Raw genomic sequence first — 23,237 nt, 5'->3', positions numbered from 1 at the left:
GGGATGCGCGCCGCGAGCGGGATAGTGGTCGGCGGGCCTGCTGTCGGTGGCGGTACACTGCGGGCATGGCCGGAGTTTTCCTGCTTCTTACCGGGCCGTGCTGATGCGCTGAAGGCGCGACAGCACGGCGGCCCCTCCTGCGTGAGGGGCTTTTTCGTGCCCGCCGCCGGCTGCGGGGTCCGTCGTCGGCCGCAGGGCGGGCCACCGAGGCAGCCACCAGACCAGCCAGCACGGACAGACTCCGCCGAGCGACGCGAGGAGAAGGCCATGACCGAAGCAGCTACCAGCGACACCCCACCATTCCGGTACACCGCCGTGCTGGCCGACGAGATCGAGCGCCGCTGGCAGGACATCTGGGAACGGGACGGCAGCTTCCACGCGCCGAACCCGTCCGGCCCGCTGGCCGACCCGGGCCACCCGCGCTTCGACGCGGAGAAGCTGTACGTGCTGGACATGTTCCCCTACCCGTCCGGGGCCGGGCTGCACGTGGGGCACCCGCTGGGCTACATCGGCACCGACTGCTTCGCCCGCTACCAGCGGATGGCCGGGCGCAACGTGCTGCACGCGATGGGCTTCGACGCGTTCGGCCTGCCCGCCGAGCAGTACGCGGTGCAGACCGGCACCCATCCGCGCACCACCACCGAGGCCAACATCGACCGGTACCGGGCGCAGCTGCGCCGCCTGGGCCTGGCCCACGACGAGCGGCGTTCGGTGGCCACCATCGACACCGACTTCTACCGCTGGACCCAGTGGATCTTCCTGCAAATCTTCAACTCCTGGTACGACCGGGAAGCCGGCCGGGCCCGCCCGATCAGCGAGCTGACCGCCGAGTTCACCGCCGGCACCCGGCCCACCCCGGACGGCCGCCCGTGGGCGCAGCTGTCGTCCGCCGAGCGTCGCCAGATCATCGACGACCACCGGCTGGCGTACGTGTCGCAGGCACCGGTCAACTGGTGCCCGGGGCTGGGCACCGTGCTGGCCAACGAGGAGGTCACCGCCGACGGTCGCTCGGAGCGGGGCAACTTCCCGGTCTTCAAGCGCAACCTGAAGCAGTGGATGATGCGGATCACCGCGTACGGCGACCGGCTGCTGGAAGACCTGGACAAGCTGGACTGGCCGGAGCCGATCAAGCTGATGCAGCGCAACTGGATCGGCCGCTCGCAGGGCGCGCACGTGTTCTTCCCGGCCGCGACCCGTGATTCCGATTCTGCGGGCGAAGCCCGCATCACTGTTTTCACCACCCGGCCGGACACCATCTTCGGGGCCACCTACATGGTGCTGGCGCCGGAACACGAGCTGGTCGACGCGCTGGTACCGGCGGTCTGGCCGGAGGGCACCCGCGAGGCGTGGACCGGCGGGCACGCCAACCCCCGCGCCGCCGTGGAGGCGTACCGCAAGGCGGCGGCGGCCAAGACCGACGTCGAGCGGCAGGCCGAGACCAAGGAGAAGAGCGGCGTCTTCACCGGCGCGTACGCCACCAACCCGGTCACCGGTGCGCGGATTCCGATCTTCATCGCCGACTACGTGCTGGCCGGCTACGGCACCGGCGCGATCATGGCGGTGCCCGCTCAGGACGAGCGGGACTGGGACTTCGCCGAGCTGTTCGAGCTGCCGATCGTGCGTACCGTGGCACCGCCGGAGGGCTTCGACGGCAAGGCGTACACCGGGGAGGGGCCGGCGGTCAACAGCGCCGCGCCCGAGCGCGGCCTGGACCTGAACGGCCTGGGGGTGGCCGACGCCAAGGCCCGGATCATCGAGTGGCTGGAGGCGAACGGCGCCGGGCAGGGCGCGACCACCTACCGGCTGCGGGACTGGCTGTTCAGCCGGCAGCGCTACTGGGGCGAGCCGTTCCCGATCGTGTACGACGCCGACGGCACCGCCATCGCACTGCCGGAGGAGATGCTGCCGGTCGAGCTGCCCGAGGTGGACGACTTCTCCCCGCGTACCTTCGATCCGCAGGACGCCGACAGCGACCCCGAGACGCCGCTGTCGCGCCGACGCGACTGGGTGGAGGTGGAGCTGGACCTGGGTGACGGGCCCAAGCGCTACACCCGGGAGACGAACGTGATGCCGCAGTGGGCCGGCTCCTGCTGGTACGAACTGCGCTACCTGGACCCGACCAACACCGAACGGTTCGTCGACGCGGAGAACGAGCGCTACTGGATGGGGCCGCGCGCCGAGGGCGACTGCGGTGGCGTGGACCTGTACGTCGGCGGTGCCGAACACGCGGTGCTGCACCTGCTGTACGCCCGGTTCTGGCACAAGGTGCTGTACGACCTGGGCCACGTCTCCAGCTTCGAGCCGTTCCGCAAGCTGTTCAACCAGGGCTACATCCAGGCGTACGCGTACACCGACGCCCGGGGCGCGTACGTGCCGGCCGAGGAGGTCGTCGAGCGCGACGGCGGCTTCTACCTGGGCGACGTCCAGGTCAACCGCGAGTACGGCAAGATGGGCAAGTCCCTGAAGAACGTGGTCACCCCGGACGAGATGTGCGCGGCGTACGGCGCCGACACGTTCCGGGTGTACGAGATGTCGATGGGCCCGCTGGAGGTGTCCCGCCCGTGGGAGACCCGGGCGGTGGTCGGCTCGTACCGATTCCTGCAACGGGTCTGGCGGGCGATCGTCGACGAGCAGACCGGCGCGTCCCGGGTCACCGACGAGCCGGCCGACGAGGCCACCCGGCGGCTGCTGCACAAGGTGATCGACGGCGTCCGGGGCGACATGGCGGGGATCCGGTTCAACACCGCGATCGCCAAGCTGATCGAGCTGACCAACGCGGTGACCCGGCTGAACCGGACCCCGCGCGAGGTGGCCGAGCCGCTGGTGCTGATGCTGGCGCCGGTCGCCCCGCACATCGCCGAGGAACTGTGGCAGCGGCTGGGCCACGACACCTCGCTGACCTACGCCGACTTCCCGGTCGCCGACCCGGCCCTGCTGGTCGCCGAGACGGTCACCTACCCGGTGCAGGTGAACGGCAAGGTTCGCGGCCGGATCGAAGTCCCCGCCGACGCGACCGAGGACGACGTCCGTACCCAGGCACTGGCAGCGGTGGCCGCCGTACTGGCCGGCAAGGAACCCCGCAAGGTCATCGTCGTCCCCGCCCGCATGGTCTCCGTAGTGCTGTGACCCCACCCCACCCCCACCCCCACCCCATTGCCTCGTTGATCATGAGGTTGGCGGCAGTCGTTGATCTTCAAACTGCCGCCAACCTCATGATCAACAGGGTGAGGGTGGGGGTGGGTGAGGTGGGGTGGGTGGGTGGGTTAGGGGTGCGGCGGTTTAGGGCGAGGGTGGTGATCAGGGCGGTCGCCACTGCCCAGCCGGCGTACGTGGTCCAGGCCCCGGCGACGGTGGCCGGGTATATGTCGGTCATCCACGGCGGAGGCCCGGTCGGTTCGATCAGCCGCTGCCACGCCGGCACCGGCATGGCGTGCCGGAGCAGCGCGCTCCAGCGTTCGTCCTCGTCGACGGCGGTGGGCAGCAGGAGCAGCACCGTCGCGGCGGTCACGATCGCCGGCGCGGTGTGCCGGGTCAGCGCGGCCAGGGCCATGCCGACCAGCGCGCAGAGCGGTACCAGGAGCGCGGACGCGGCGATCCCGCGCAGCGCGCCAGGGTCGCCGACCGACATGTTCGCGCCGACGTCGGCGAGGATCGCCTGCGACCCGGCGAACGCCGCCGCCGCGCCAAGCATCCCGAGCAGGGTCAGCACTCCGGTCAGCACGGTCAGCTTGGCGGCGGCGACGGCACCGCGCCGGGGGACGGCCGCGAACGTGGTGCGCATCAGCCCGGAGGCGTACTCGCTGCCGATGGCCACCGCGCCCACACCACTGGCGGCGAGTACGACGAACATCTGCGCCTCGGTGGGGAAGGCGTCCCAGAGCGGGGAGCGTACCGCCCGCCGCTCGGCCGGCCAGTCCGGCCAGCCCGCGTGGGTGGCCAGCGCGGCGTGGATGGCGAGGCCGACCATGGCGAGCAGGATCAGGGCGAAGGAGGCCCAGGTCGAGCGGAGCGACCAGAGCTTGATCCATTCGGCGGCGAGCAGGTCGCGGAAGCGCGCCGGGTGTGCGGGGGCGGCGGCGGACGAGAGTAGGGCGCTCATCGCTGCTCCCCGGTGGCGTATTCGACGTCGGCGGCGGTGAGTGCCATGAATGCCTCCTCCAGTGCGGCGGTACGGGTGGTCAGCTGGTACAGCGGGATTCGCAGGCCCAGGGCCAGGTCGCCGATCCGTTCGGCGGCCAGGCCGGTCACGGCGAGGGTCTGGTCCGGAGCGGACCGCACGGTCGCGCCCTCGGCGGTCAGCGCGGTCCCGAGCGACGTCGGTTCGGGGGTACGGACCACCACCTCCGACCGGCCGGCGCGGGCGGCGAAGTCGGCCAGGGACTCCTCGGCGATCAGCCGACCTCGGCCGATGACCACGAGTTGGTCGGCGCAGTGCGCCATCTCGCCCATCAGGTGACTGGAGACGAAGACGGTTCGGCCCTCGGCGGCGAGCCGCCGGAACAGTCCCCGTACCCAGCGCACCCCCTCCGGATCCAGCCCGTTGAACGGCTCGTCGAAGAGCAGCACGGGCGGGTCACCGAGCAGCGCGGCGGCGATGCCGAGGCGCTGCCGCATGCCGAGCGAGAACCCGCCGACCCGGCGGCCGGCGGCACGGTCCAGGCCGACCTGGCCCAGTACCTCGTCGACCCGCCCGATTCCGATGCCGTTGCTGCGGGCCAGGCTGGCCAGATGGGCGCGGGCACTGCGCCCACCGTGCACGTCCCCGGCGTCGAGCAGCGCGCCGGCGTGCCGTAGCCCCCGGGGCAGGTCCCGGAACCGGACGCCGCCGACCGTGGCGGTGCCGCTGGTCGGTGTGGTCAGCCCGAGGATCATGCGCAGGGTGGTGGACTTGCCGGCGCCGTTGGGGCCGAGGAAGCCGGTGACGTGACCGGGCCGCACGGTCAGGGTCAGCTCGTCGACGGCGGTGGTGCGGCCGTACCGCCTGGTCAGGGCCTGGAGTTCGATCATGCCTTCACGCTGCCCGGCGGCGGGTCGGTCGGCGTCGTCCCGCCGGCCACACCGCAACGCCCGGTGGTGGCCGATGGGCGTACGCCCGTGGGCCGATGCCCGCGACGCATCTGGCTGGATAGCGTGTGCCCGTGGAGAATCCCGCCTCGCTCCGGCGCCGGACCGCCCTGTCGGCGGTGCGGGCGGTGTTGGTCTGGGCCGGGGTGGCCGTCCTGCCGCTGCTCTGGGCGCTGGCACCGGTCGTGTCGACAAGCGGCGGCGGGATCGGCGTGGTGGGCTGGTGGTTGCCCGAGCGGTACCTGGTGCCGCTGCTGATCGTGGCCCTGCCGGCGGCGTTGCTGCGCCGCCGGCCGCTGACCGGCCTGGGGCTGATGCTCGCCGGAGCGCTCTGGACCAGCATTACCGTGCACGGTTGGAGCCAGGACTACCACACCATCCTGTTCAACGTGCAGTTCCTCGCCGTCGACGCGGCGCTCGGCGTGGTCGCCGCGAACCGTTCCCGCCGGGTGTCCGGGCTCGCCGCCGCCGTGGTGCTGGTGGCCCAGCTCCTCGCGCCCTTCGTCAACGGTTTGGTCGACGGCGTCGACCAGGCCGCGCTCTCCGTGCTGACGGTCGCGACCGCCTGGGCGCTCGGCAACTCGGTGCGGGCGCGACGGGAGCAGGCCGCCGCACTGCGTGCGCACACCGCCGCTGAGGCGGTCACCGCCGAGCGGCTGCGCATCGCCCGCGAACTGCACGACGTGGTGGCGCACAGCATCGGCGTGATCGCCATCCAGGCGGGCGTGGGGGCCCGGGTGATCGACACCCAGCCGGCACAGGCCCGCGCCGCGTTGAGCACCATCGAGGCGACGAGCCGGGACACCCTGGCCGAGCTGCGGCGTACCCTCGGTGCACTGCGCCGTGGGGTGGGGGAGTCGGCACCGTTGGACCCGACGCCCGGCCTGGCCGACCTGGACCGCCTGGTCGCGGCGGCGGCCGACGCCGGGGTCCGGGTCGAGTTGCGCCGGTACGGCGATCGCCCGGTCCCGCCGGAGGTCGGCCTCGCCGGATTCCGCATCGTCCAGGAAGGGCTCACCAACGTGGTACGCCACGCCGGCGTCGACGCCTGCCGGGTCAGTGTCGAGTGCGACGACGACGAGGTCACCGTGGAGGTGACCGACGACGGCCGGGGTGGCTCGGTCGGCGGCGACGGGCACGGGCTGATCGGCATGCGGGAACGGGTCCTGGCCCTCGGCGGCCGATTCCAGGCCGGCCCGCGACCCGAGGGCGGCTTCCGGGTGACCGCCCGACTGCCGCTGCCCGCGCCGCCCGTCAGCGACCGCCCGCCCGTCAGCGACCGCCCGCCCGTCAGCGACCCCCCGCCCGTCAGCGACCGGCCGACCGACGGCGACCGTCCGACCGACGATGACCGGCCGGTTGGCGGGGATCAGTTGGGTGCGGGGGTGCGGCCGTGAGCGTCCGGGTGTTGCTCGTCGACGATCAGCCGTTGGTCCGGGCCGGGTTGCGGGTGCTGATCGCCGACGTGCCGGACATCGAGGTGATCGGGGAGGCCGCCACCGGCGCCGAGGCGGTCCGCCTGGCCCGCGAGATCGCGCCCGACGTGGTGTTGATGGACCTGCGGATGCCCGGCACGGACGGCATCCAGGCCACCCGGGCGATCACCGCGGCGGGCGGACCGACCCGGGTGCTGGTGCTCACCACGTTCGACGATGACGAGCACGTGCACGGCGCGCTGCGTGCCGGGGCGAGCGGCTTCCTGGTCAAGGACATGGCGCTGGAGGAGATCCTCGCCGCGATCCGGGTGGTCGCCGCCGGAGACGCGCTGCTCGCCCCGGGGGTGACCCGCCGGCTCATCGCCGAGTTCGCCCACCGACCGACCTCGGCACCCCGGTCGCGGTCCCTGACCGGGATCACCGACCGGGAGCGGGAGGTGCTCACCCTGGTCGGCCAGGGCCTGTCCAACGCCGAGATCGCCGAGCGGCTCTTCATCAGTACGGCGACCGCGAAGGCGCACGTGGCCCGGCTGTTCAGCAAGCTCGGTGCCCGGGACCGGGTACACCTGGTCATCGCCGCCTACGAGGCCGGCCTGGTCGGCAGCACCGGCCCCACGGAACGCTGAACGTGTGCCGCCGCTCGGAGACGCCTCGGTTTCCCAGCGGCGAGTGCGGGGGCAACACGCAATCCGGCCCGCAAGACGAAGATCGACCGCCGGTCCACCGCATCGCCCCTGCTGTCGAGCTGATAGCCCTCCAACCAGATCCATCCGTCGTAGGTGGGCCGGTCGAGCACCCGGATCACGCGGAACAGGATCGGTTTGGTGAACTGCACGCTGGCCTCCCGACCCACATGGAGCAGGTCGCCGGCCTTCGGCAGCGGCGCGGTAGGTTTTTCACCCGGTCCCGGGCGCTCGGCCACGCTCATGGCAGCCAGCCGAGAAACCTGCGGTGCAGCGCACCGGCGGGAGCCCAGCCCAGGTCCTGCGTCGCGGACACCAGATGCGACGCCAGGTAGATCGACAGGGAAACCGGAGCGCCGTCGTACTCGGTCAGTAGCTCCCGGCGGCGGGTGCGGCAGGGCCAGGGTGACCCACACCCCGCGCAGGTCCAGATCGGTATGACTGGCCCGTGTGCCGTCATGGTGACTCCCAGCGGCCTCGGTTCCTCGGTACCCGGAGCCGAGCCCGGCACGGCAGCTCGTTTCCGCAGCGGCAGATCGTCCTCCATCTGATCCATGACCACTCCGGCCGGTGTCGACGGCGGGCCAGGGTAAGAGCGGTGATGAGCAAGTACCTGTCATAGCTGCGCGTCATCGGAAGCTCCCTTCGCCAACCTACGTTACCGGGTACTCTTGGTATACCGGCAATACCCCGTGTCGAATTTCTTGTCCCCCTGCGTGTTCCCTTGATGCAGGGAGGGCGACCGATGGCTGTGCCGCTGTATCAACAGATTGCCGACGACATCACGCGGCAGATTGAGTCAGGCGTCTTGAAGCCCGGTGACAAGCTGCCCAGCACCCGTCAACTGTGCGACCAGTACGAGGTCAGCGAGACGGTCATTCGCTTTGTGATGATCCAACTGAAGGCGCGAGAGCTGGTGTACGGCCAGCCCGGCCGCGGCGTCTACGTCAAGTCGCGCGGTTAGCAGACGTCCGTCAATCATCGACGGGTATAGCGTCAGGTCGTGGAGCTGCTTGGGTTGGATGAGATCCGTGATCTGCTCGGCGGGATCAGCAAACAGCGCGCCACGATCATCGTGGGCCGCAAGGGATTCCCCGACCCACTCGTCACCTTGAAGATGGGCCGCGTCTGGGATGGCAGGGCCGTCCGAGCCTGGATCGCCGAGAACCGCCCCGGCCCGACTGACGAGGATTAACGGACACGGGACGAATCCTCACGTCCGGTGTTGCCCTCAGCGGGTCTGCTCTACTGCGGGGCTGTCGTGCCTGCGGCGCGGGTTCGTTCGGCGCGCCACCAGCGGGCGATCAGGACCGCGCTGGCGATGAAGCCGAGTGACGCCGGGGCGGCGGCGAACCAGTTGACGTTGCCGGGGGAGGTGACGGCGGCACCGATCGCCGCGTACCCGAACGCGGTGGGGACGGAGGCGATCACGCTGCCGGCGAGGAACGGCAGCAGCCGGGCGCCGGTGGTGCCGTAGCCGTAGCTGACCAGGCCGAAGCCGGAGATGGGTAGCAGCCGTACGGTCATCACGCCGAGCATGCTCTGCCGGGTGAACCAGCCGTCGAGGCGGGCCAGCCGGCCGCGTACCCGTTCGGCGACGAACTCCCGCCCGAGCAGCCGGCCCACGGCGAAGCCGATCGCCGCCGCCAGCAACGCGGCGCCCAGCGCGTACCCGGCGCCCGCAAGCGGACCGAAGATCGCCCCGGCGGCGAGCGTGATGAAGGTACGCGGCACCAGCGCCACCAGCAGCAGTGCCCCGCCGAGGATGGCGGCGACCGGGGCGAACGAACCCAACCGGTCGGCCAGCCGGGGCAGTGCCGCCGGGTCGGGGTGCGGTCCGACCAGCAACAGCAGCCCGAACCCGGCGAGCAGGAACAACAGCATGCCGAACCGGAGCGCCGACGGATTCCTGACCAGGCGAACCCAGCGCCGCCGGACGGCGGAGATCATGCCCGGGCGGCAGCCGCCACCGCGGTCCGGCGCTCGGCCCGCAGCCGGTCGGCCCAGGTGTCGTCGAGCGGCGGAAGCTGGTGCGCGCCGGTCGCCCAGCGCAGCAACAGGTCGGCCAGTGCCGGGTTGCGGGCCAGCGCCGGCCCGTGCGAGTACGTGCCGAGCAGCTTGCCGCGCCACGCCCCCTCGGTGACGCCGTCGTTGCCCACTCCGGCGGTGACCCGGGCCAGTGGTGCCGCGCCGGGGCCGAGCTGGGTGCGCCCGCCGTGGTTCTCGAAGCCGGTCAGCGGCGGCAGGCCCAGCCGGGCGTCGATGTCCCCGGCCAGCTCGCCGACGGCGCGGCTGGGGCCCCGGTCCGAGCTGATGTCGAGCAGTTCCAGCCCGCGGTACTGGGTGCCCTTGGCGAAGAACGAGGTGCCGAGCAACTGGTAGCCGGCGCAGACGCCGAACACCACCGAGCCCTGGGCCACCGCCCGGTGCAGCCCGCCGTCGGCGAGCAGCCGTTGCGCGCCGAGCGCCTGCGGGCCGTCCTCGCCGCCGCCGATCAGGTAGATGTCGGCGGTGTTTGGCAGCTGCTGGTCGGAGCGGACCTCCAGCACCTCGACCCGGAAACCGCGCTGGCGCGCCCGCCGGGCCAGGATCAGCACGTTGCCCCGGTCGCCGTAGGTGGAGAGCAGGTCGGGGTAGATCCAGACGATGCGCAGGCTCTCAGTTGACACGGTCCAACTCCGCTCGGATGTCCTGGAACGCGGTGTAGTTCGCGATGACCTCCAGGCGGCCCGGAGGCACCGCCCGGACGGCATCGTCGAAGGTGCGTACGTGCTGGAACGGCACGTCGTTGACGTCCAACCGGACCGCCAGGTCGTACGCCCGGTCGCCGGTGATGAGCACCTGGCGCCCGCGCAGCGGCGCGAAGTCGACGTCGAACAGCCAGGAGGTGTCCAGCCCGTCGGGGTCCCGGGCGTTTATGGAGAGCAGGGTGGGCGCCTCGTCGGCCATGTCGAACGCCTCCAGCCAGCTGGCCGGGTTCTTGGCCAGCAGTAGCCGGACGGTGCGTCCGTCCCGCACCACCTGCGCGTACCGGCCGGCGACCGAGGTGACGTCGGCGAGGCGGGGGACCGCGTCGAACGGGCGTACGCCGAACTCGGCGGCGACCGCCAGCGCGGTGGCCGCGTTGCCGACGTTGACCTTGCCGGGAAGCTGGAGCTTGACCTTGTACCAGGCGCCGGTCGGGTCGAGCACGCCCTCGTCGTCCACGGTCCACTGCGGGTCGGGCCGGCGCAGCGGGCAGCCGGTGCACCACCACTGCTCGCCGGAGCGCTGGATGGTCGAGCCGCACTCGGGGCAGACCCAGGAGTCGTCGTGCCAGCGCTGGCCGGCGGAGAACCAGGTGACGTGCGGCGGGGTGATCCGCTGGTCGTGCGCGGCCGGTGGGGTGGCCGCCCAGACCACCATCGGGTCGTCGGCGTTGGCGACGATGCGGATGTCCGGGTGGCGGACCAGCGCCGCGCGCCAGAGCTGCGCCATCATGGCGACCTCCTTGGCCCGGTCCAGCTGGTCGCGGGAGAGGTTGAGCAGCGCCACCACGTGTGGCTCGGTCGCCTCGATCACCTGCGCGAGGTAGTGCTCGTCGACCTCCAGCACGGCGTACGGGGTGCTGCCGGCCTTGGCCAGCGCGGAGGTGTGCCCGGTGGGCATGTTGGCGCCGAACGAGTTGGTGGCGACCCGGCCGAGGGCGCTGACCGCGGCGGCGGCCAGTCGGGTGGTGGTGGTCTTGCCGTTGGTGCCGGAGATCAGCGCGATGGCCCGGCCGGCGGAGAGGTGGGCAAGCAGGTCTGGATCGATCTTGAGGCCGAGCCATCCGCCGATCACCGAGCCGTCGCCACGGCCCGCGGCCCGGGACAGTGCCGCGGCGGTCCGTGACACGGAGGTGGCCACCTTCGCCCGCAGGGGCATCTTCGCGTCCGTCACGCGAGCGAGGTTACCGGACCATTCGACCGGTCAGATCGGGACCGACGCCGATCCGTTCGGTCCGGCTGTCGCGGGCCCTCGGCCCGGTGCCGCCGGGCGAGCCGAGTCGATCTATGTCGGATAGCGGACCACACCCGGGGGCGCTCCGCCCCCTCCACTCCGCTCCACCCGCGTTGACGTGCGGTTTTGTGGGCGGCGGCGGCGCGAAACGCGGTCGATTCTGGTTGCGGGTGGAGGGAAGTGGAGTAGAGTGGGGCGCATTGGTGAGGCCGGGAGGGCCCACCGGCCCGGGGGGTCAGCGGCGCGCGAACGCCGCTAGAAGGGCGAGGGGGTTGGGCCGATGTTTCTCGGCACCCACACTCCGCGCCTGGACGACAAGGGCCGGTTGATCCTGCCGGCCAAGTTCCGGGATGAGTTGGCGGGGGGTGTCGTGATCACCAAAGGGCAGGAGCGCTGCCTCTACGTCTTTCCGACGCCTGAGTTCCAGCACATCGCGGAGCAGTTGCGTGCGCAGCCGATGACGCACAAGGCCGCCCGGGCCTACAGCCGGGTGTTCTTCGCCAGCGCGCACGACGAAGTCCCCGACAAGCAGGGCCGGGTGACCATTCCGGCGCATCTGCGCTCATACGCGGGGCTCGACCGGGACCTGGTGGTCATCGGCGCGAGCACCCGGGTGGAGGTCTGGGACAAGGTCGCCTGGGAGACCTACCTCGCCGAGAGCGAAGACGACTTCGCCGACATCGAGGAAGGGGTGCTGCCAGGCGGTCTGTAGGGCGTGGCGACGCCCGACGTACTGCGAGATCTCCAGCCGCTTTCGAGTTCCTGGCATCCCTTCCCCGGTGCCAGGCGCACGATCCGACACGACGGGCCGGTGGGCCCGACGGACGGGCGGGAGCGGATGGGGATCTGGCGGTACGACGGCACGGCGTCGCCCGACGAGCAGGACGCGGGAACGAGATCGGGTCAACAGTGGGGGTCGACATGGGGGAGCTACGCGGCACGCATGTGCCGGTGCTGCTTGAGCGGTGTCTCGAGCTGTTGGCCCCCGCGCTGAGCCGGGGCGGGCGCACCGTCCACGTCGACGCGACCCTGGGGTTGGCCGGCCACGCCGAGGCGGTGTTGCAGGCCCACCCGGAGACGATCCTGGTCGGACTGGACCGGGACACCGAGGCACTCGCCCACGCGCGGGTGCGGCTGGCCCGGTTCGCCGACCGGATCCACCTGGAGCACGCCGTCTACGACGAGTTGCCCGAGGTGCTCGATCGGCTGGGTTATCCCACGGTGGACGGTGTCCTGTTCGACCTGGGGGTCTCCTCGTTGCAGCTCGACGCGCCCGACCGCGGGTTCGCGTACGCGCAGGACGCGCCGTTGGACATGCGGATGGACCAGACCCGGGGGGTGACCGCCGAGGAGGTGGTCAACACGTACGCCCACCCGGACCTGGCCCGGGTGCTGCGGGTGTACGGGGAGGAGAAGTTCGCCGGGCGGATCGCCTCGGCGATCATCCGGGATCGGGAACGTGCCCGGATCACCTCGTCGGCGCGGTTGGCCGAGTTGGTCCGGGACGCGATTCCGGCCCCAGCCCGACGAACCGGCGGACACCCGGCAAAGAGAACGTTTCAGGCTTTACGGATCGAGGTAAACAGGGAACTGGCAGCGCTGGAAACGGCGTTGCCGGCCGCTCTGGACCGGCTTTCCGTCGGCGGTCGCCTGGTGGTGCTCTCCTACCACTCGCTGGAGGATCGGCTCACCAAACAGGCGCTCGCCGACCGGGTCCGGAGCACCGGTCCGGTCGACCTCCCGGTCGAACTGCCCGGGTCAGAGCCGACGTTCCGGCTGCTCAGCCGGGGCGCGGAGCTGCCTGGGGAGGAGGAGGTCGCCGCGAACCCGCGGGCCGCTTCGGTGCGGCTGCGGGCCGCGGAGCGGATCGACCCCCAGGCTCAGCGGCAGGGGCGTACCGACCGCGAACGGTATCGCCGCCGGGTCAAGGGGATGCACCAACCGGGGAGGGGATCGGCCACCGGATCCAGCAGGGATCCGGGGCGGATGCCGGGGGACACGGACGAAGAGGGGGAGGGAACATGAACGAGAAGAAGCGCCGGGACGTCGCCGGCGCCGGGCAGCGCGTACCGCGGTCGGGGGGCCGGATCGCGGGGGAGCGGGCCCGGGGGCCGGACCGGACGTCCGGGCCGAGCGGACGAGCCGGCCGGCGGAGACTCGCGCCCGGGGGCGCGCGAGTTTCCGACCCAGGGCAGTGCCGCGTTGCGGCCGGTCGAGCGGGCCGCTGCCGCCGATTCGTCGCGGGCCGAGTCGCCGCGGCTGCGGGTCGCTCCGCCGCCGCCGGTGCGGGTGCCCCGGGCGCCCTTCGCGGCGCTCGTGGTGCTGCTTGTCGTCGGCGGAGTGCTTGGCATTCTGGCGGTCAACACGAAGATCAACGAGAACGCCTTCCGGCTGTTGGAGTTGCAGGAGCAGCAGACCAAGCTCGATCTGGAGCAGCAGCAGCTGAAGAAGCAGATCGCCGACGCGGAGGCGCCGGGCAACCTGGCCGCCCAGGCCCGCAAGCAGGGGCTTGTCGACGGCGGTGAGCTGGCGTACATCCGGCTGCCGGACGGCAAGCTGATCGGCGTGCCGCAGCCGGCCGGCGGGCAGCCGTCCCTGGCGAGCCAGTCGGGCGCGGAGGGGTAGACCGTGTCACCGAGGTCGGAGGAACCGCGCCGGGACGCCACAGGCTCCCGGCGCGGTTCGTCCCGTGGGACGCCTGAGCGGGGTGGGACGCCGCGTGCCGCCGGTGAGCGGGACGACCGGCCGGGTCTCGGCGGCATCTCCGACGCCCGCGCCTACACCCCGCGTGGCCGCACCCTGCGCGAGGAACCCGGCCCGGCCGCCGCCGGCCGGGCCGAACAGCGACGCACCCCCGCAGCAGCCGGTCGCAGGATCCGTTCCGGCCGGCGCTCCAGGTCCTCGACGGCGGTCGGGCCGGTGGCAACCGCCAGGCCGGCACGACCCGTCGCAACGGCGGTGCCGGGCGCACCACGGTGGTCCGTACCGTCTCCGATCGCTCGCGTCGCGACGAGCCGGCGACCACCGAGCGGCGCGCCGGTGCCCGCGAGCCACGGCGCGGTGCCGGTGGTCGGGAGCCCCGGCGCGGCGCTGCTGCCCGGGAACCCCGGCCGGCCGCGCGCCGCCCGTCGCGCAAGCGCCCCGCGCCGCCCAAGCTCGCCGATCCGGGCCGCCGGTTGCGGCTGGGCACCGCGCTGGCGATGGCGCTGTTCGTCGCGATCGGCATCCGACTTGTCGTGCTCCAGACGGTCGACACCCCGGCGTACGCCGACGGCGGCGTGGCGGAGCGGCTGCGGACCGTGCAGCTGCCCGCGCCGCGTGGCGCGATCTACGACCGGGACGGTGCGGCCCTGGCGCACAGCGTGGAGGCGCGCTACGTCTACGCCGACCCCACCCAGGTGGAGGACATCGAGGCCACCGCTCTGCGGCTCTCCCCGCTGCTCGGCGTCCCGGCCTCCAAGCTGGCCGAGAAGATGCAACCCCGCAAGCGCAACGGCGTCGACTCGCAGTTCGCGTACCTGGCCCGGGGGGTGGACATCGACCGGGCCCGCGAGATCGCCGCGCTTGATCTGCCCGGCATCCGCACCCAGCGGGACGAGCGGCGCGAGGTGCCCGGCGGCGACCTGGCGGCCAACCTGCTCGGCTTCACAAGCGTCGACATGGTCGGCCTGGAAGGGCTGGAGGCACGCTTCGACGACCTGCTGCACGGTGAGGACGGGGAACGGACGTTCGAGATGGGCCTCGGCGCACCCATCCCCGGCGGTTACAGCCGCACCACCCAGGCCAAGCCGGGCAGCTCAATCGTGCTCACCATCGACCGTGACCTACAGTTCATGACCCAGCGGATCCTCGCCGAGCAGGCCCGGCAGGCGCAGGCCAGCACCGCTGCGGCGATAGTGCTTGACGTGCGTACCGGCGAGGTGCTGGCGCAGGCCAGCCACCCCACCTACAACGCGGCGAAGCCGCAGGCCAGCGAGCCCACCGACCGGGAGGACGCGGCCACCAGCTTCGTGGTCGACCCGGGCTCGGTGCACAAGGCGATCACGTTCGGCGCCGCCCTCCAGGAGGGGGTGATCACTGAGGACACCTCGTTCCCGGTGGCCAACTCCGTGGTCAAGGGCGACACCCCGTTCACCGACACCCACTTCGCCAACGGCCGGCGGATGAGCGTGGCCGGGATGATGGCGTACTCCTCGAACGTCGGCACCATCGAAATCGCCGACAAGCTCGGCCAGGAACGCCTGATCGACTACCAGCGGCGGTTCGGGCTGGGTGAGCCGACCGGGGTCGGTATCCCCGGCGAGGCGAGCGGGCGGCTGCTGCCGCCGGAAGAGTGGAGCGACTCGTCGTACGGGTCGGTGCCGATCGGCCACAGCGTGGACGCCACCCCGTTGCAGATGGCCGCCGCGTACGCTGCCATCGCCAACGATGGCACGTACATCCAGCCGCATCTGGTCAAGGAGACGATCGACCCGAAGGGCAAGCGGACCGCAGCGGAGCCGCCGGCGACCCGTCCGGTGCTCAGCCCGGAGAACGCCAGGTCGCTGCGGACGCTGATGGAGGCGGTCACCACCGTGGATCGCGCCACCGGGCTGGCCGCCGCCGTTGCCGGCTACCGGGTAGCCGGGAAGACCGGCACCGGCTGGCGGTTGGTGGACGGCAAGAAGCAGCCCGGCAATGTCGCCTCGTTCATCGGCATGGCACCGGCGGAGAATCCGCGGTACGTGATCGCGGTCTTCGTACACAGCCCCGGCGGTGGCGGCGGCGAGGTGGCGGCACCGGCCTTCCGGGACATGATGACCTTCACCCTGCGCCACTTCAAGGTGCCGCCGTCGACGGAACCGGCACCGAAGTTCACCGTCTTCCCCTAGCTGGTCGTACCCTTCGCGAAGATGCCTGCGGCCTGCGCCCGGAATCCCGGAGACGGAGATTCAGGCGCGCCGTGTGGCCGGCCGCGAGCGACCGGGTAGGGTCTGACGCCGTGCGCGGCAATCCTCGTCCCCGTACCGTGACCGGAATCCGGCTCGGTGACCTGGCCGCCCGGCTCGCCGTGGCGCCTCCTACCAGCGATGACCCGGTGGTGACCGGGGTGACCCACGCCAGCGGCGAGGTCCGGCCCGGCGATCTGTACGCCGGTCTGCCCGGTGCCCGTCGGCACGGCGCGGAATTCGCCGCCGACGCGGCGGCGGCCGGTGCGGTCGCCCTGCTCACCGATCCGGCCGGCGCGGAACTGGCCGCCGGAACGGGGCTGCCCGTCCTGGTGGTGGCCGATCCGCGCGCGGCGCTCGGCCCGCTCGCCTCGGCCGTCTACGGCGACCCGACCGCGGAACTGGTCGTGATCGGGGTGACCGGCACCGCCGGCAAGACCTCCACCGCGTACCTGGTCGAGTCGGGGCTGCGGGCCGCCGGGCACGTCACCGGCCTGATCGGCACCGTGGAGACCCGCCTCGGTGACCTGGTGGTGCAAAGCGTCCGGACCACGCCCGAGGCCACCGACCTGCACGCGATGCTGGCCGCCGCCCGCGAGCGCGGAGTCACCGCCGTGGTCATGGAGGTCTCCAGCCACGCGCTGGCGATGGGCCGGGTCGGTGGGGTGCGGTTCGACGTGGGCGGCTGGACCAACTTCGGCTCCGACCACCTCGACTTCCACGCCGACGCCGCGGACTACTTCGCCGCCAAGGCCCGGTTGTTCGACGGCCGGTGCGCCGTCGAGGTGCTCAACCAGGACGACCCGGCGCTCAAGGCGCTGTTCAAGCCGGAGACGATCAGCTTCTCGGCGGCCGGCGACCCGGCGGCCACCTGGTGGGCCGGGGAGGTCAGCGGCGAGGGGTACGCCCAGCGGTTCACCGCACACGGTCCGGACGGGCTGACGCTGCCCGCTGCGGTAGCGCTGCCCGGCCGGCACAACGTGTCGAACGCGCTGCTCGCCATCGCCCTCCTGGTCGCCGTCGGGATCGATCCGGCGGTCGCGGCCGACGGGGTGGCCACCTGCGGCGGGGTGCCCGGCCGGCTGGAGTCGGTGGGCGTGGCCGGCGGGGTGCGCGGGGTGGTCGACTACGCGCACAAGACCGACGCTGTCGTGGCCGTGCTGGCCGCGCTGCGGGAACTCAGCGCCGGCCGGCTGATCTGTGTGATCGGCGCGGGCGGCGACCGCGACCGGGGCAAGCGGCCGTTGATGGGTGCCGCAGCCGCGAAGGGAGCCGACGTGGTGGTGGTGACCGACGACAACCCGCGCACCGAGGAGCCTGCGGCGATCCGCGCCGAGGTGCTCGCCGGGGCGCACGGAGCCGGTGCGCCGGCCCGGATCGTCGAGGTGGCCGGGCGCCGGGCGGCGATCGACGAGGCGGTCCGGCTGGCCGCGCCGGGCGACGTGGTGGCGCTGCTCGGCAAGGGGCACGAGCGCGGCCAGGAGATCGGTGGCGAGGTGCATCCCTTCGACGACGTGACCGAACTCGCGCACGCGCTGCGGGTCCGCTTCGGACACCTCAGCCAGCGCGACGAACCCGACGACGACCCGCGCGAGGCGACCGGGTTGAGCCCGCACGAGGCGGCCGAGTTCATTAAGCGCGAGGCGGCCGAGGGCAGCCCGGGCGGCGAGGCCGACGGCGGTCTGGCGGGTCGGCGATGATCCCGCTGAGCCTGGCCGAGATCGCGGCGGCCGTGGACGGTCGGCTGGTGGCCGCCGATGCCGAGGTGCGCGTCACCGGCAGCGTCGAGTTCGACTCCCGCAAGGTCACTCCCGGCGGGCTCTTCGTCGCCTTCGACGGGGAGAAGGCGGACGGGCACGACTTCGCCGCCGGGGCGGTCGAGGCCGGGGCGGTGGCGGTGCTCGGCACCCGCGAGGTGCCCGGGGTGCCGATGGTCCTGGTCGCCGACGCGCTGACCGCGATGGCCCGGCTGGCCCGCGCCGTGGTGGACCGGCTGCCCGAGCTGACCGTGATCGGGCTGACCGGTTCCTCCGGCAAGACCACCACCAAGGACCTGATCGCCCAGCTCGCCGCGCGGCTCGGCGAGACGGTGGCGCCGCCCGGGTCGTTCAACAACGAGCTGGGCCACCCGTACACCGCGTTGCAGGCCGGGCCGACGACCCGCTATCTGGTGCTGGAGAAGGGTGCCCGGGGCATCGGGCACGTGCGGTACCTGTGCGAGGTGGCCCCGCCGCGCATCTCCGTGGTGCTCAACGTCGGGGTGTCGCACATCGGCGAGTTCGGCTCGCAGGAGAACATCGCGCTGGCCAAGGGCGAGCTGGTGGAGGCGTTGCCGGCGGACGGTCTGGCGGTGCTCAACGCCGACGACCCCCGGGTGGACGCCATGGCCGCCCGCACGAGCGCCCGGGTGGTCCGCTACGGCGAGGCGGCGCATGCCGACGTACGGGCCGAGGACGTGACGTTGGACGAGCGGGGGCGGCCCGCGTACACCCTGGTGACGCCGGAGGGGCGGGCGCCGGTGCGCCTCGGGCTGACCGGACGGCACCAGGTCTGGAACACCCTCGCCGCCGCGGCGGTGGCCCGGGAGCTGGGCATGCCCCTGACCGAGCTGGCCATCGCGCTTGGCGCGCTCGGGCTGGTCTCCACCCGTCGGATGGACGTCTTCGAGCGCGCCGACGGGGTGACCGTGATCGACGACTCGTACAACGCCAACCCGGCATCGATGGCGGTGGCGCTGCGGGCGCTGGCCGGCGTCGGCGCTGGACGGCGTACCGTCGCGGTGCTCGGCTACATGGCCGAGCTGGGCGAGTTCGAGGCGCAGGGGCACGCCGAGGTGGGCCGGCTGGCGGCCGAGCTGGGCGTCGGCCGGCTGCTCGTGGTCGGCGAGGCGGCGGCGTCGATTCACCACGGGGCGACATCGGTAGGGAACTGGGGAGGAGAATCGGTGCTGCTCACCGATCAGGCGGCGGCCGTCGAGGTGCTGCGCAGCGAGCTACGGCCGGGCGATGTCGTCCTGGTGAAGGGCTCCCGGTACCGGACCTGGGAGGTGGCCGACGCGCTGCGTGCCGACGCGGTCGCCGATGGCCCGGCTGAGCCGTCGGCCGGAGGTGGCGCGGCATGAGGGCCGTCATCGTGGCCATCGGGGTGGCCTTCCTCGTCTCGCTGTTCTGCACCCCGATCGCGATCCGGGTCTTCACCCGGCTGAAGGCGGGCCAGCCGATCCGGGCCGAGGGCCCGCAGATGCACCAGGGCAAGAAGGGCACCCCGACCATGGGCGGCGTGGTGTTCATCCTCGCCACCGTGATCGCGTACGTCGCCGGTCACCTGGCGCTGACCACGCTGCCGGACGCGCAGATCGCCCAGGTCGAGCCGACAATCACCGCGCTGGTGCTGCTCGGGCTGATGGTCTTCTGCGGCGCGGTCGGCTTCATCGACGACTTCCTGAAGGTACGCAAGCGGCACAGCGGCGGCCTGAGTGCGCGCGGCAAGCTGCTCGGCCAGATCCTGGTCGGTGCGGTGTTCGGCGTGGTCGCGCTCTGGTTCCCGTCCACCATGACCGACGCCAGCGGCGAGGTGACGAACACCGAGACGGTCGGCAGCACGACGTTGAGCTTCATCCGGGACATTCCGGCGCTGGACGTCACCAAGATCGGTGCGGTGATCATCTTCATCTTCGTGGTGATGGCGGCGACGAACGGGGTGAACCTCACCGACGGGCTCGACGGTCTGGCCACCGGAGCGTCGGTGATGGTGCTCGGGGCGTACGCGGTGATCGCGTTCTGGCAGTACCGGCACTGGTGCGCCGACCCGTCGTACACCGCCAACCCGAACAACTACTGCTACGCCGTCCGGGACCCGCTGGAGATCGCGCTGATCGCCGGGGCCGCGGCCGGGGCCTGTGTGGGCTTCCTGTGGTGGAACACCTCACCGGCCCGGATCTTCATGGGCGACACCGGCGCGCTCGGCCTCGGCGGGCTGATCGCCGGCATGGCGATGTCGACCCGTACGATCCTGCTGCTGCCGATCATCGGTGGCCTCTTCGTGATCATCACGATGTCGGTGGTCATCCAGATCATCTCCTTCAAGACCACCGGCAAGCGGGTGTTCCGGATGTCGCCGCTCCAGCACCACTTCGAGCTTGCCGGCTGGAGCGAGGTGAACATCGTGGTCCGCTTCTGGATCATCGCCGGCATCGGCGTGGCGATCGCCCTCGGCCTCTTCTACAGCGACTTCCTCGCCAACATGGGCTGACCCTCGCCCGGGTGAGGGAGTTTCGACACGCCGAGAAGGGCGTACCGGGGGTGTCGGGTAGCGGTAGCGGCGATGATGGCGGTGTGGGGGAGGGACGAGCGGGGCCCGGCGCGGCGGGCAGCGGCGGAAAGTCGGTGTCGGCTGCCGGCTCGGGCGGCGGCGAGTCGGGGAAACCGACCGGGCCGGGCGGCGCGGTGCGGACCGAGGAGGCGGCGCCGGCCGGGGCGGCAGCCCGCGCTCGACCGGATCCGGTGCGGGCGGCAGCCGGTCGGCGGAGCCGGGCCCGGGCGGCGCGGTGCCCGATGGCGGCCCGTGGCGCGGGCTGGACGCGGTGGGCGGGCTGGCCGCCCTGCGTGGCCTGTTGGCCCGGCCGCTGGCCTCCTACCATCTGCTGCTGGCCAGCAGCGGGCTGCTGCTGCTGATCGGCCTGACCATGGTCTTCTCGGCCACCAGCGTGCGCGACTACGCCGAGGGCGGCAACGCCTCGGCGTCCCTGATCAGGCAGGGCATCTTCGCCTTCATCGGCATCGTGGCGTTCTGGGCCTGTCAGCGGCTGCCGGCCCGCACGTACCGGGCGCTGGGCCGGCCCGCGCTGGCCGTCGCGGTCGGGTTGCTGCTGCTGTTGAACCTGCTGGTGGCCTACGGCCGACCGACCGGCGCTCCGGCGAGGATCGGGCCGCTGGAGGCCGAACTGCTCGGGCTGTACGTCGGTGGTGTCGGGCTGCAACCCTCGGAGGTGGCGAAGTTCGCGCTGGTGCTCTGGGGGGCGTACGTGCTGGCCCGCAAGGGCGCGGCGCTGGGCTGGTGGCGGGAGTTGGCCACCCCGCTGTTCCCGGTGGTGGGTTTGCTGTTCGTGCTTGTCGGCTACAACGACCTGGGCAGCATGCTGTGCCTGGTGGCCCTGGTGGTCGGCCTGCTCTGGGCGGCGGGGGTGCGGCTGCGGGTCTTCGCCGCGCTCACCGCGATCGGGCTGGTCGGCATCGGTCTGCTGGTGGCGGTGGCCTCGCTCGGCGCCGGCTCCGGTGTCCGGGGCGAGGAGAACTACCGGCTGGCCCGGCTGACCGTCTTCGTCAATCCGCCGCCGCTGGAGGCGTGCAAGGAGACGCTCTGCTACCAGATGGTGCAGGCCCGGTACGCCATCGCCAACGGCGGGTGGTTCGGCACCGGCCTGGGCCAGGGGCGGACCAAGTGGGCCTGGCTGCCCGAGGCGGACAACGACTTCATCTTCGCGGTGATCGCCGAGGAGTTGGGTGTGGTGGGCTGCGGGGTGGTGGTCACGCTCTTCGCGGTGCTTGCCTACACCGGGCTGCGGATCGCCCGGCGGATCGACGACCCTTTTCGCCGGCTCGCTGCCGCCGGTGCCACCGCGTGGCTCGTCGGGCAGGCGTTCATCAACATCGGTGGCGTGATCGGGCTGCTGCCGCTTACCGGCGTACCGCTGCCGTTCATCTCGGTGGGCGGGAGCGCCCTGGTCGTCACCCTGGCGGCGGTCGGAATGCTTGCCTCGTTCGCCCGTGCGGAACCCGATGCGGCCCGAGCGCTGCATGCCCGTCCGCCGGCCCGGTGGGTCCGACTAGTGTGGGCACCGTTGCCGCCGCTTCCCGGCCGGCGCCGCCGTGCGGTGCCGCCGTCGGCTGCCCGGGGAACCGTGCCCCAGGCACGCAAGCGGCGCAGGGACGACCAGGCCGTACCGCGTGGCGCCCGGGATAACCGGGGCCGGGGCGGGTCGGCGGACGAGAGGAGACGGTGATGGGTCCGCTGCGTTCGGTGGTGCTCGCGGGAGGCGGCACCGGGGGGCACATCTACCCGTTGCTCGCCTTCGCCGACTGCCTGCGCCGACACGACCCCGGCGTCCGGATCACCTGTCTCGGCACACCGAAGGGCCTGGAGAACGAGCTGATCCCGCCGGCCGGCTACGACCTGCGCAACATCCCCGCCTACCAGCTGCCCCGTTCGCTGAACATGAACCTGGTCCGCACCCCGGGTCGGATGTGGACCGCGGCCCGCGCCGCCGGCAAGATCATTGAGGAGGTACGCGCCGACGTGGTGGTCGGCTTCGGCGGGTACGTCTCGGTGCCGGCGTACCTGGCCGCCTGGCGACGCGAACTGCCGATCGTGATCCACGAGGTGAACGTGCCGCCGGGGGTGGCCAACCGGTTGGGCATGCGGTTCACCAAGCACGTGGCGGTCGGCTTCCCGCACCAGCCGTCCCAGGCCGAGTCGCTGCGCGACGCGCGGGTGGTCGGTGTGCCGCTGCGACGCGCCATCGCCGGGCTGGACCGGGCCGCCATGCGCGGCGCGGCCCGCGCCCACTTCGGGCTCCGTCCCGACCTGCCGGTGCTCTTCGTCGCCGGTGGCTCGCAGGGTGCCCGGTCGATCAACCTCGCCGTCGCCGGTGCGGCCAAGGAGTTGGCGCGCAACGGCATCCAGGTGCTGCACGTGATCGGGGCCCGCAACGAGCCGGTGCCGGTCCCCACCGACCTGCCGGTGCCGTACATCACCCTGCCGTACCTGTCCGACATGGACGCCGGGTACGCCGCCGCGGACCTGATGCTCGGCCGGGGCGGGGCGATGACCTGCGCCGAGGTGGCCGCCATCGGCCTGCCGACGATCTACGTGCCGTACCCGCACAGCAACCAGGAGCAGAAGCGCAACGCGTTGCCGGTGGTCGAGGCCGGCGGCGGGTTGCTTGTCGACGACGCCGAGCTGACCCCGGACTGGCTGGAGCGTACGGTGATCCCGCTGATCCGCGACCCGCAGCGACTGCACGCGATGGGCACCGCGGCGGCGGCCTACGGCCGGCGCGACGGCGACGAGGCGCTGCTCAACTTCGTCTACGAGGCGGTGGCCAAGTGAGCGCGAGGAGTGAGCCGGTTTTGCGAGCCCCGCAGTCG

General features: G+C 72.4%; 19 protein-coding genes and 2 pseudogenes. 14 read left to right on the top strand and 7 right to left on the bottom strand.

Annotated features, from left to right (window positions below; all coding sequences use genetic code 11):
* Positions 1 to 267 precede the first annotated feature (267 nt).
* The gene (gene leuS, locus QQG74_RS23535; protein ID WP_341716911.1) at positions 268 to 3,126 is read left to right on the top strand and encodes a leucine--tRNA ligase; all 2,859 of its coding nucleotides are present in this window, start codon (positions 268 to 270) and stop codon (positions 3,124 to 3,126) included.
* Positions 3,127 to 3,193: 67 nt separating this feature from the next.
* On the opposite strand, the gene QQG74_RS23530 is transcribed toward leuS, so the two are convergent.
* Both QQG74_RS23530 and QQG74_RS23525 read right to left on the bottom strand, forming a co-directional pair.
* Positions 3,194 to 4,099 (bottom strand): hypothetical protein, encoded by a 906-nt coding sequence (locus QQG74_RS23530; protein WP_341716910.1) that lies wholly within the window; start codon positions 4,097 to 4,099, stop codon positions 3,194 to 3,196.
* The gene (locus QQG74_RS23525) at positions 4,096 to 5,007 is read right to left on the bottom strand and encodes an ATP-binding cassette domain-containing protein (protein ID WP_341716909.1); all 912 of its coding nucleotides are present in this window, start codon (positions 5,005 to 5,007) and stop codon (positions 4,096 to 4,098) included. The genes QQG74_RS23530 and QQG74_RS23525 overlap by 4 nt, the downstream gene beginning before the upstream one ends.
* 131 nt (positions 5,008 to 5,138) lie before the next feature.
* Here QQG74_RS23525 and QQG74_RS23520 point away from each other — a divergent pair, with 131 nt between their 5' ends.
* Together QQG74_RS23520 and QQG74_RS23515 are read left to right on the top strand one after the other, a co-directional pair.
* Positions 5,139 to 6,461, top strand: a complete 1,323-nt coding sequence (locus QQG74_RS23520) for a histidine kinase (protein WP_341716908.1) — start codon at positions 5,139 to 5,141, stop codon at positions 6,459 to 6,461.
* On the top strand, positions 6,458 to 7,126 hold the full coding sequence (locus QQG74_RS23515) for a response regulator transcription factor (protein ID WP_341716907.1): 669 nt from the start codon (positions 6,458 to 6,460) through the stop codon (positions 7,124 to 7,126). The genes QQG74_RS23520 and QQG74_RS23515 overlap by 4 nt, the downstream gene beginning before the upstream one ends.
* Here QQG74_RS23515 and QQG74_RS23510 read toward each other — a convergent pair.
* Together QQG74_RS23510 and QQG74_RS23505 are read right to left on the bottom strand one after the other, a co-directional pair.
* Positions 7,081 to 7,428, bottom strand: coding sequence for a hypothetical protein (locus tag QQG74_RS23510; protein ID WP_341716906.1), 348 nt, complete (start codon positions 7,426 to 7,428; stop codon positions 7,081 to 7,083). The two genes, QQG74_RS23515 and QQG74_RS23510, sit on opposite strands and share 46 nt — an antisense overlap.
* Positions 7,425 to 7,739: a hypothetical protein gene (locus QQG74_RS23505; RefSeq protein WP_341716905.1), complete on the bottom strand. Its 315-nt coding sequence runs from the start codon at positions 7,737 to 7,739 to the stop codon at positions 7,425 to 7,427. The genes QQG74_RS23510 and QQG74_RS23505 overlap by 4 nt, the downstream gene beginning before the upstream one ends.
* A gap of 189 nt (positions 7,740 to 7,928) precedes the next feature.
* Here QQG74_RS23505 and QQG74_RS23500 point away from each other — a divergent pair, with 189 nt between their 5' ends.
* Entirely contained in the window at positions 7,929 to 8,147 is a 219-nt protein-coding gene (locus tag QQG74_RS23500) for a winged helix-turn-helix domain-containing protein (protein WP_341716904.1), read from the top strand.
* A 39-nt stretch (positions 8,148 to 8,186) separates the two neighbouring features.
* Positions 8,187 to 8,378, top strand: coding sequence for a hypothetical protein (locus QQG74_RS23495; protein WP_341716903.1), 192 nt, complete (start codon positions 8,187 to 8,189; stop codon positions 8,376 to 8,378).
* A gap of 50 nt (positions 8,379 to 8,428) precedes the next feature.
* Here the strand turns inward: QQG74_RS23495 and QQG74_RS23490 are convergent, their stop codons facing one another.
* The 3 genes from QQG74_RS23490 to QQG74_RS23480 are packed head-to-tail and all read right to left on the bottom strand — an operon-like array spanning position 8,429 to position 11,089.
* Positions 8,429 to 9,133 carry a VTT domain-containing protein gene (locus QQG74_RS23490; RefSeq protein ID WP_341716902.1) on the bottom strand — a complete coding sequence of 235 codons (705 nt, stop codon included), beginning with the start codon at positions 9,131 to 9,133 and terminating at the stop codon, positions 8,429 to 8,431.
* Entirely contained in the window at positions 9,130 to 9,852 is a 723-nt protein-coding gene (locus QQG74_RS23485) for a glutamine amidotransferase (RefSeq protein WP_341716901.1), read from the bottom strand. The genes QQG74_RS23490 and QQG74_RS23485 overlap by 4 nt, the downstream gene beginning before the upstream one ends.
* Entirely contained in the window at positions 9,842 to 11,089 is a 1,248-nt protein-coding gene (locus tag QQG74_RS23480) for a MurT ligase domain-containing protein (RefSeq protein WP_341721337.1), read from the bottom strand. The genes QQG74_RS23485 and QQG74_RS23480 overlap by 11 nt, the downstream gene beginning before the upstream one ends.
* 355 nt (positions 11,090 to 11,444) lie before the next feature.
* On the opposite strand from QQG74_RS23480, the gene mraZ reads away from it, so the two are divergent.
* The 9 genes and pseudogenes from mraZ to murG all read left to right on the top strand — a co-directional run bounded on the left by mraZ (position 11,445) and on the right by murG (position 23,199).
* Positions 11,445 to 11,876 carry a division/cell wall cluster transcriptional repressor MraZ gene (mraZ, locus tag QQG74_RS23475; protein WP_341716900.1) on the top strand — a complete coding sequence of 144 codons (432 nt, stop codon included), beginning with the start codon at positions 11,445 to 11,447 and terminating at the stop codon, positions 11,874 to 11,876.
* Between the two features lie 209 nt (positions 11,877 to 12,085).
* Entirely contained in the window at positions 12,086 to 13,189 is a 1,104-nt protein-coding gene (gene rsmH / locus QQG74_RS23470; protein WP_341716899.1) for a 16S rRNA (cytosine(1402)-N(4))-methyltransferase RsmH, read from the top strand.
* A pseudogene (locus QQG74_RS23465) lies at positions 13,186 to 13,789 on the top strand (hypothetical protein). Before rsmH ends, QQG74_RS23465 begins: the two are co-directional and overlap by 4 nt.
* Before the next feature lie 575 nt (positions 13,790 to 14,364).
* Positions 14,365 to 16,035 carry a penicillin-binding protein 2 gene (locus QQG74_RS23460; protein ID WP_341721336.1) on the top strand — a complete coding sequence of 557 codons (1,671 nt, stop codon included), beginning with the start codon at positions 14,365 to 14,367 and terminating at the stop codon, positions 16,033 to 16,035.
* Between the two features lie 110 nt (positions 16,036 to 16,145).
* Positions 16,146 to 17,645: pseudogene (locus tag QQG74_RS23455) on the top strand (UDP-N-acetylmuramoyl-L-alanyl-D-glutamate--2,6-diaminopimelate ligase); the annotation flags it as partial.
* A 143-nt stretch (positions 17,646 to 17,788) separates the two neighbouring features.
* Complete coding sequence (gene murF / locus QQG74_RS23450) at positions 17,789 to 19,213, top strand: UDP-N-acetylmuramoyl-tripeptide--D-alanyl-D-alanine ligase (RefSeq protein ID WP_341716898.1); 1,425 nt, start codon at positions 17,789 to 17,791, stop codon at positions 19,211 to 19,213.
* On the top strand, positions 19,210 to 20,343 hold the full coding sequence (gene mraY / locus QQG74_RS23445) for a phospho-N-acetylmuramoyl-pentapeptide-transferase (RefSeq protein WP_341716897.1): 1,134 nt from the start codon (positions 19,210 to 19,212) through the stop codon (positions 20,341 to 20,343). Before murF ends, mraY begins: the two co-directional genes overlap by 4 nt.
* A 340-nt stretch (positions 20,344 to 20,683) precedes the next feature.
* Positions 20,684 to 22,093 carry a putative peptidoglycan glycosyltransferase FtsW gene (locus QQG74_RS23440; protein WP_341721335.1) on the top strand — a complete coding sequence of 470 codons (1,410 nt, stop codon included), beginning with the start codon at positions 20,684 to 20,686 and terminating at the stop codon, positions 22,091 to 22,093.
* On the top strand, positions 22,093 to 23,199 hold the full coding sequence (murG, locus tag QQG74_RS23435; RefSeq protein WP_341716896.1) for an undecaprenyldiphospho-muramoylpentapeptide beta-N-acetylglucosaminyltransferase: 1,107 nt from the start codon (positions 22,093 to 22,095) through the stop codon (positions 23,197 to 23,199). Before QQG74_RS23440 ends, murG begins: the two co-directional genes overlap by 1 nt.
* Positions 23,200 to 23,237 lie beyond the last annotated feature (38 nt).

The sequence above is a fragment of the Micromonospora sp. FIMYZ51 genome, assembly GCF_038246755.1.
Taxonomy (GTDB): domain Bacteria; phylum Actinomycetota; class Actinomycetes; order Mycobacteriales; family Micromonosporaceae; genus Micromonospora.
The sequence above is the reverse complement of the archived record's forward strand: the minus strand, read 5'-3'. Positions and strand labels throughout refer to the sequence as shown.